9 protein-coding genes are annotated in these 7,679 nt (G+C 73.3%); 4 read left to right on the forward strand and 5 right to left on the reverse strand.

Annotated features, from left to right (window positions below):
* Positions 1 to 20 precede the first annotated feature (20 nt).
* On the reverse strand, positions 21 to 788 hold the full coding sequence (locus DKT68_RS05270; RefSeq protein ID WP_109816288.1) for a lysophospholipid acyltransferase family protein: 768 nt from the start codon (positions 786 to 788) through the stop codon (positions 21 to 23).
* Positions 789 to 982: 194 nt separating this feature from the next.
* Between DKT68_RS05270 and DKT68_RS05275 the strand changes: the two genes are divergently transcribed.
* The 3 genes from DKT68_RS05275 (at position 983) to DKT68_RS05285 (ending at position 4,687) form a co-directional block, all read left to right on the forward strand.
* On the forward strand, positions 983 to 2,398 hold the full coding sequence (locus DKT68_RS05275; RefSeq protein WP_109816289.1) for a cytochrome ubiquinol oxidase subunit I: 1,416 nt from the start codon (positions 983 to 985) through the stop codon (positions 2,396 to 2,398).
* A 15-nt stretch (positions 2,399 to 2,413) separates the two neighbouring features.
* On the forward strand, positions 2,414 to 3,412 hold the full coding sequence (gene cydB, locus DKT68_RS05280) for a cytochrome d ubiquinol oxidase subunit II (protein WP_109816290.1): 999 nt from the start codon (positions 2,414 to 2,416) through the stop codon (positions 3,410 to 3,412).
* Between the two features lie 84 nt (positions 3,413 to 3,496).
* Entirely contained in the window at positions 3,497 to 4,687 is a 1,191-nt protein-coding gene (locus DKT68_RS05285; RefSeq protein ID WP_201748906.1) for a GNAT family N-acetyltransferase, read from the forward strand.
* Here DKT68_RS05285 and DKT68_RS05290 read toward each other — a convergent pair.
* On the reverse strand, positions 4,678 to 5,145 hold the full coding sequence (locus DKT68_RS05290; RefSeq protein ID WP_109816291.1) for a MarR family winged helix-turn-helix transcriptional regulator: 468 nt from the start codon (positions 5,143 to 5,145) through the stop codon (positions 4,678 to 4,680). The genes DKT68_RS05285 and DKT68_RS05290 overlap by 10 nt on opposite strands.
* 96 nt (positions 5,146 to 5,241) lie before the next feature.
* Between DKT68_RS05290 and DKT68_RS05295 the strand changes: the two genes are divergently transcribed.
* Positions 5,242 to 5,694 (forward strand): MarR family winged helix-turn-helix transcriptional regulator, encoded by a 453-nt coding sequence (locus DKT68_RS05295; RefSeq protein WP_109816292.1) that lies wholly within the window; start codon positions 5,242 to 5,244, stop codon positions 5,692 to 5,694.
* 15 nt (positions 5,695 to 5,709) lie between these two features.
* Here DKT68_RS05295 and DKT68_RS05300 read toward each other — a convergent pair whose 3' ends face one another.
* The 3 genes from DKT68_RS05300 to DKT68_RS05310 all read right to left on the reverse strand — a co-directional run.
* Entirely contained in the window at positions 5,710 to 6,396 is a 687-nt protein-coding gene (locus tag DKT68_RS05300; RefSeq protein ID WP_109816293.1) for a hypothetical protein, read from the reverse strand.
* An 83-nt stretch (positions 6,397 to 6,479) separates the two neighbouring features.
* The gene (locus DKT68_RS05305) at positions 6,480 to 6,941 is read right to left on the reverse strand and encodes a peroxiredoxin (RefSeq protein ID WP_109816294.1); all 462 of its coding nucleotides are present in this window, start codon (positions 6,939 to 6,941) and stop codon (positions 6,480 to 6,482) included.
* Between the two features lie 46 nt (positions 6,942 to 6,987).
* The coding region (locus tag DKT68_RS05310) for a patatin-like phospholipase family protein (RefSeq protein WP_109816304.1) at positions 6,988 to 7,679 on the reverse strand (692 nt) is incomplete at its 5' end.

Here is a 7,679-nt window from a genome sequence, read left to right on the forward strand (position 1 = left end):
ACCGTCGGCCCGGCGCCGGGTCAGCGGCGGCGGTGCACCCGACTGAGATCACTCGGGCGGCCGGGGTCGACGTGCCGGGGCCGGTCGGGTTCGTCGGAGCGGAGCGGGGCGAGGGCGTCGGTGAGCGCGTCGATGATCCGGCCGGTGGCCCGGCGGGCGGCGCCGGGGCTGTCGGCGGTCACCTCGCCCAGGTCGACGGGTTCGCCGAAGTGCACCCGGATGACCGGGCGGCGCCACAGTGCGCGGGCGACGCCGCGCAGCATTCCCCGGGGCGCCCGGTAGGGCAGCACCTCGTGGGCGCCCCACTGGGCGACCGGGATGACCGGGGCGCCGCAGGTCAGGGCGAGCCGGGCGGCGCCGGTCTTGCCGCGTTCCGGCCACATGCCGGGGTCCAGGCCGATGCGCCCCTCCGGGTAGATGAGGATCACCGAGCCTCCGGCGACGGCGGCGGTGGCGGCGTCGAGGGCCCGGTGCACCGCGGTCGTGCCCCGGTCGACACGGATGTGCCCTGCGCGGCGCATGAGAGTGCCGATGACCGGGGCGCGAAACAGCCCGGCGGTCGCCATGACCCGGGGGGCCACGCCGCGGGTCTGGCAGGCGGCGACCAGCACCGCCGGGTCGAACGGGCTGATGTGGTTGGCGGCCAGCACCAGCGGCCCGCGGCGCAGGTGTGCGGGGACGTCGCCGGTGACCTCGAGGCGGGCCACCAGGCCGACGAGGGCTCGGGCCAGCAGCTGGGCGGCGCGCCAGATCAGCGGCGGTTGCCAGGGGGAGTGCGCGGTGTCCATCAGCGCGCCATCGTCGCACGTGGCCGTGGGGCCGCGAGGGCGGGTCGGCCGGATACCCACGGCCGGGCGGGGCGGCCGGGGTGATCAGGGTCATGGGTCCCGGGCCGGTTCGGGCCGCCCGACCCTGCCCAACTCTCTACGACGAGCGGTAGTATTTACTACGTCTCGTAGTACGAAATGGCTGGGGGTTCCAGGTGGACGCGTTGGACGTTGCCCGCTGGCAGTTCGGTGTCACCACCGTCTACCACTTTCTCTTCGTGCCGCTGACCATCGGCCTGTCCGTGCTGGTGGCCATCCTGCAGACGATGTGGCACCGCACCGGCAACGAGCGCTACCTCAAGCTCACCAAGTTCTACGGCAAGCTCTTCCTGATCAACTTCGCGATGGGCGTGGTCACCGGCATCGTGCAGGAGTTCCAGTTCGGGATGAACTGGAGCGACTACTCCCGCTTCGTCGGCGACATCTTCGGGGCGCCCCTCGCCATCGAGGCACTGGTCGCGTTCTTCCTCGAATCGACCTTCATCGGCCTGTGGATCTTCGGCTGGGACCGGCTGCCCAAGCGGGCGCACCTGGCCAGCATCTGGGCCGCCGCGATCGGCACGAACCTCAGCGCGTACTTCATCCTCGCCGCGAACTCGTTCATGCAGAACCCGGTGGGCTACCGGCTCAACCCGGACACCGGACGCGCCGAGCTGACCGACTTCCCGGCCGTGCTGACCAACAAGGTCGCCCTGATCACTTTCCCGCACACCCTGGCCGGCTCGTTCCTGGTCGCCGGGTCGCTGGTCGTGGCCGTCGGCCTGTGGCACCTGATCCGCAACCGCGACTCCGCCGACACCGGCGCCTACCGCTTCGCCACGAAGTTCGGCTCCTGGGTGGTCCTGGTCGCCTCCGCCGCCGTGCTGTTCACCGGCGACATCCAGGGCAAGATCATGACCGACGTGCAGCCGATGAAGATGGCCGCCGCCGAGGGCCTCTACACCACCGAGAGCCCCGCCTCGTTCTCCGTGCTCACCGTCGGCAGCCTCGACGGCAGCCGCGAACTGTTCGCCATCAAGATCCCGTACCTGCTGTCGTACCTCGGCACCGGCGACCCCAACGGCACCGTGCACGGCATCAACGACCTCCAGGCCCAGTACGCCAGCCAGTACGGCGCCGGCAGCTACACCCCGATCATCCCGGTCACCTACTGGAGCTTCCGCTTCATGATCGCCTTCGGGATGGCCGCCGGCGCGATCGCCCTGCTGGTGCTGTGGAGCCAGCGCAAGGGCCGCACCCCGAGCAGCAGGTGGCTGCTGCGCGCCGGGCTGGCCATGCCGGTGCTCCCGCTGCTGGCCAACTCCTTCGGCTGGATCTTCACCGAGATGGGCCGCCAGCCCTGGATCGTCTTCGGCGAGATGCTCACCCGCAACGGCGTGTCCCGCAGCGTCTCGCTGACCGAGGTGCTCACCTCGTTCACCGCCTTCACGCTGATCTACGCCACGCTCGCCGTGATCGAGGTCAAGTTGCTGCTGCGCTACGCCCGCGCCGGCGTGCCCGACGTCAACGAACAGCCCCCCATCGACGACACCACCGACGACGCCGAGCGTCCGCTCGCCTTCGCCTACTGACAACCGGAGCCTGCCGTGGACCTGACCACCATCTGGTTTCTCCTCGTCGCCGTGCTGTTCACCGGCTACTTCATCCTGGAGGGCTTCGACTTCGGCGTCGGCATGCTGCTGCCCGTGCTCGGCCGCGACGACCGCGAACGCCGGGTCCTGATCAACACGATCGGCCCGGTCTGGGACGGCAACGAGGTGTGGCTGATCACCGCCGGCGGCGCGATGTTCGCCGCCTTCCCCGAGTGGTACGCGACGCTCTTCTCCGGCTTCTACCTGCCGCTGCTGCTGATCCTGCTGGCCCTGATCGCCCGCGGGGTGGCCTTCGAGTACCGGCACAAGCGTCCCGAGGCGTCCTGGAAGCGCCGCTGGGACGCGGCGATCGTGGTCGGTTCGCTGCTGCCGGCGATCCTGTGGGGCGTCGTCTTCGCCAACATCCTGCGCGGGGTGCCGCTGGACGCCGACCACGAGTACGTCGGTGGCCTGCTCGACCTGCTGAACCCGTACGCCCTGCTGGGCGGCGCGACCACCCTCGCGCTGTTCCTCACCCACGGCGCGGTGTTCCTCGCCCTGAAGACCAGCGGTGACATCCGCGAGCGCGCCGGCGCCCTCGCGGTGCGCCTCGGCGCGGGCGCCGCGGTGCTCGCGGTGGCGTTCCTGACCTGGACGTTGAGCATCCGCTCCAGCGCGGCCGCCGTCGTGCTCGCCGTCGGCGCGGCCGCCGCCCTGCTCGGTGGCCTGGCCGCCGCCCGGGTACGCCGGGAGGGCTGGGCGTTCGCCGGCACGGCCGTGGCGATCGGCCTGGCGGTGGCGACCCTGTTCGCCGCGCTGTTCCCGAACGTGCTGCCGTCCACGCTGGACGCCGCGGGCACGTTGACGGCCACCAACGCCGCCTCCACCCCGTACACGCTGAAGATCATGACCTGGGTGGCAGTGATCTTCACCCCGATCGTGCTGGCCTACCAGGGCTGGACCTACTGGGTGTTCCGCAAGCGGATCGGCGTGGCCAACATCCCGCAGCACTGACCGCCGGGGTGCGGGGCCCCCACCGGCTCCGCACCCCGGCGAAATTCGGCGGCCCTCGAAGATCGCTCCCGCTAGGGTGTGCCGATGCCCGCCACCGTGCACGTCCGCGAACTCACCGCCGACGACCTCGCCGAGGCGTGGGAGCTGGGCCGGTTCGCCTTCGGGTCGAACCCGCAGCGACCTCCGCACGCCACCGAGGTGGTGCCCGGCATGACCCGCTACGGCGCGTTCGACGACACCGGCCGGCTCGTCGGCAAGGCCGTCGACCTGCACCACGACCAGTGGTGGTCCGGGAGGGCGGTGCCCGCCGCGGACGTGGCCGGCGTGGCGGTCGCCCCCGAGGCCCGTGGCCGGGGCGTGGCCCGCGCCATGCTCAGCGCCCTGCTGCGCGGCGCCCGTGAGCGCGGCGCGGCGGTCAGCGCCCTGTACCCGACGATCGCCGCCCCCTACCGTGCCTGTGGCTGGGAGGCCGCCGGTGTGCTGCGCACGGTCGACCTGGCCACCGCCGCGCTGCCCCGGCACCGGCCGGACCCCCGGTTGACCGTCCGCGCGGGCACGGCCGCCGACCTGCCCGCCGTCGCCGCCCTGTACGAGCGGGTGACCCGGCACCGCAACGGCCCGCTCACCCGCCGGGGCGAGTTGTTCGACTTCCACGCCGCCGACGGCGGTCTGCCCGGCGACGCGCTCACGCTGGTCGAGGACGGCGGCGACCTCGTCGCCTACGCCAGCTGGGAACGCGGCCGGGGCTACGGCGCCGACTCGGTGCTCACCGTCGACGAGGCCCTGGCGACCACCGCCGACGCGGCCCGGGAACTCGTCGGCGTCCTCGGCAGCTGGGCCAGCGTCGCCCCGACCCTGCGGCTGTGCCCGCTCGACGGCGACGCCGTCAGCGTCCACCTGCCGCTGGAGTCGGCCCGCGAACACGAACGGGACCTGTGGATGCACCGGCCGGTGGACGTCGCGCGGGCAATCGCCACGCGCGGCTGGCCCGGCCACGTCCGGGGCGCCGTCAACTTCGCCCTGACCGACGCCCTCGCCGAGTGGAACACCGGCACCTGGCGGTTGAGCGTCGCCGACGGCGCGGGGGAGCTGACCCGGACCGGCGGCGAGGCCGACCTGCGGCTGGACGTCCGCGGCTTCGCGCTGCTCTACGCCGGCGCCGCCCGCGCCCGGTCGGTCGTCGAGGCGGGCCTGCTGCACGCCGTCGGCGCCGACCCGGACGCCCTGGACCTGCTGGGCGCGGGGGGCCCGGCGCAGCTGCTCGACTACTTCTGAGCGACCACCGCGCCGGCGGGCATCGCCGCCAGCTCCGCGTTCGCGCGCTGCGTGACCAGGGTGAGCACGCGGGCGGCGGTGCTCATCTCGTCGGCCGGGATGTCCGCGTACAGCCGGGCGGTGATGCCCGCGACGGCCTTGGAGACGCGCCCCTGCACGGCTAGGCCGTCGTCGGTGAGCGCCACCTGCGGCGCGTCCGCGTGGTCGTCGGACCGGGCGAGACCAGCCTCGACGAGGTGGGCGATCAGCGTGTGCACCGCGGCCTCGTCGACCTTGAGGGTGCTGGTGATCCGCTGCACGACCCGCGTCCGCTCGACGGCGCCGGCGGCGAGGACGTTGAGCGTGAGCACCTCGCCGAAGCCGAGCCCGAGCGGGGCGACGGCCCGTTCGAGCAGGGCCCGGGTGGCGTAGTGGGTCTGGCCGATGACCTGGCCGTTGAGGGTGGGAACGGTGGACATGACGCCTCCTTCTCAACGTTGGCCCAGCCAACGTTGGCGCGGCCAACGTAACACAGATCGTGGGTCTGGCCAACGATTACTGTTAGGCTGCCGCCCATGGAGTCCACCGCCCCGCAGTCACCCGCCGGGCTACGCACCACCCCCAGCTGGCTGCTCAGCCAGGCCGCCAGCCACGCCGCCCGCCTCCTCAGCGAGGGCTTCGCCGCTCACGGCCTGCGCGGCTACCACTACCGGCTGCTCGCCGCCCTCGCCGAGGACGGCCCCGCCAGCCAGGCCGACCTCGGCCGTCGCTGCGCCATCGACCGCAGCGACGTGGTGGCCGCCATCAACGACCTGGCCGGTCGGGGACTCGTCGTGCGTGCCCCCGACCCGGCCGATCGCCGACGCAACGTCATCAGCGTCACCGACGCCGGCGCCGCCGAGGCACACCGGATGGCCGAGACCGTCGACCGGGCACAGCAGGACCTGCTCGCCCCGCTGTCCACCCGCGAACGTGACCAGCTCACCCGGCTGCTCACCCGGCTGCTGGAACACCACAGCCGGGACTGAGTAGCACCGGGGCCCTCAGCGCGCCTCGCGCAACTCCGCCAGCCGCGCCTCGATCTCGGCCAGCTCCGCGCGCAGCTTCTCCGCCTGCTGCTCCGCCTCCGCGCGCTCGGTGCCGAGGATCTGCTCCACCGCTTCCTGCACGCCCGGCACGTCGACCAGCGCCACCATCTTCAACGCCTCGGCCGGCTTCACCACGTACGGCTTCGCGAGGGCCTTGCTGCCCTGCTGCGCGGCGACCGTCCACTCGCCCTCGGCGTACGCCAGCGTCACCGTGAGGCCCGCGGGCCCCTTCGGCTTCACGGCCTTGACCGCCCGCCGCGCCGGCGCCTTCTCCACCTGCTCCACCTTCGGCTCCTCCTGCCGCGGCGCCGGCACCCGCGGCGTGTCCAACACGAACTCCGGCACCGCTGCCGCGGGCGGCTGCTCCTGCGCCGGCTCCGGCTTGGGCTCGGCGACCCGGCGACCGGCGCCCTTGGGCGCCATCGCGACATCCGCGGGGGAGAACGGCAACTCGTCGCGGCCGAAGCGCACCACCACGAACTCGTCGGACACCTCGGGATCGGTCAGCTCGACGACCTGGCCGACCTGGCCGGCGATCTGCCCCGCGGAGGCGGTGAACACCACCCGTGGCTTACGCCCGGCCGCCAACGCCTCCCGCAGGCTCTGCACCTCGTCAGTGGACAAACCCTGGCCGGCATCCATCAGAACCCTCTTCCGTACACCTGTTTGATTGCTGTCTTGATACCAGCCGGCTGCGACACCCGCCGCACGGGGCTCGGGCCCACTCAGCCGCCCAGTGCTCGCAGCGCCCGGTCGGCGTGGTCGTTCATGCTGACCTCGCTGTGGATCACCTCGATGACCCGCCGGTCCGCGCCGATGACGAACGTCATCCGTTTCATGCTCAACGGCCCCAACGGCAGCCGCCGCCGCACACCGAACCGCTGCGCCACCGCGCCGTCGGTGTCCGACAGCAGCGGATAGTCGAAGCCGTGCAGCGTGGAGAACTCGGCCTGCTTCTGCACGGTGTCGCGGCTGACGCCCACCCGGGACGCGCCCACCGCCGCGAACTCCGCCGCCAGGTCCCGGAAGTGGCAGCTCTCCGCCGTGCAGCCCCGGGTCATCGCCGCGGGGTAGAAGAACAGCACCACCGGCCCCGCCGCGAGGAACTCCGACAGCCGCCGCAGCGTGCCCGTCTCGTCCGGCAGCTCGAAGTCCTCCACCACGTCGCCGACACCCACACCCGCCACCGCAGCACCTCCGTTGTCCGACCTGACGCGCGGTGAGCGTATGCGATCACGCCCAGAGCGCCGCCACCTCGTCCGCCACCGCCGCGGCCTGCGCCCGACCCGCCCGTGCGGCGCCCGCTCGCCGCGCCGGGTCCAGCACGTTGCGGCCGATCGCCGTGCGCGCCGCCGCGTCCGGCGTCACCACCGCGACCCGCGCGCCGCCCGCCCGCAACCCGGCGACCTGCGCCGACAGCCGTGGCATCGGCCCGAACGCCGCCGCCGTCGGCGCGACGACCAGCACCCGCCCGGCACCCGCCGCCAGGTCCGCGTTCACGGTCGAGCGCATCCCACCGTCGACGTAGCGTCGGGCGCCGATCGTCACCGGCGGCCACACCCCGGGCACCGCGCAACTGGCGCCCACCGCGTCCACAAGAGACACGTCGCTGTCGCTGTCGAACACCACGAACTCACCGGAGGCCGCGTCCACCGCCGTGACCAGCAGCCGCCGCGCCGGCCACTCCCGCCGCGGCAGGCGGGCCTCGATCACCGCGCGCCGCGACGCCTCCGACGGGGTACGCGCCGCCACCGCCATCGCCCCGATCCGCGCCCGCGACCGCACCGGGTCACGAGTGCGACCGCCGGCCCACACCAGCCGCGCCACCGCCGCGAACCCCAGTCGGGCCGGCTGCTCGCCCGACGGCGGGGCCAACTGCGCCTCGTACAACTGCTCCAGCGGCACGCCCGAACACACCTGCGCGC

This window comes from Micromonospora acroterricola (assembly GCF_003172955.1).
Taxonomy (GTDB): Bacteria; Actinomycetota; Actinomycetes; order Mycobacteriales; family Micromonosporaceae; genus Micromonospora; species Micromonospora acroterricola.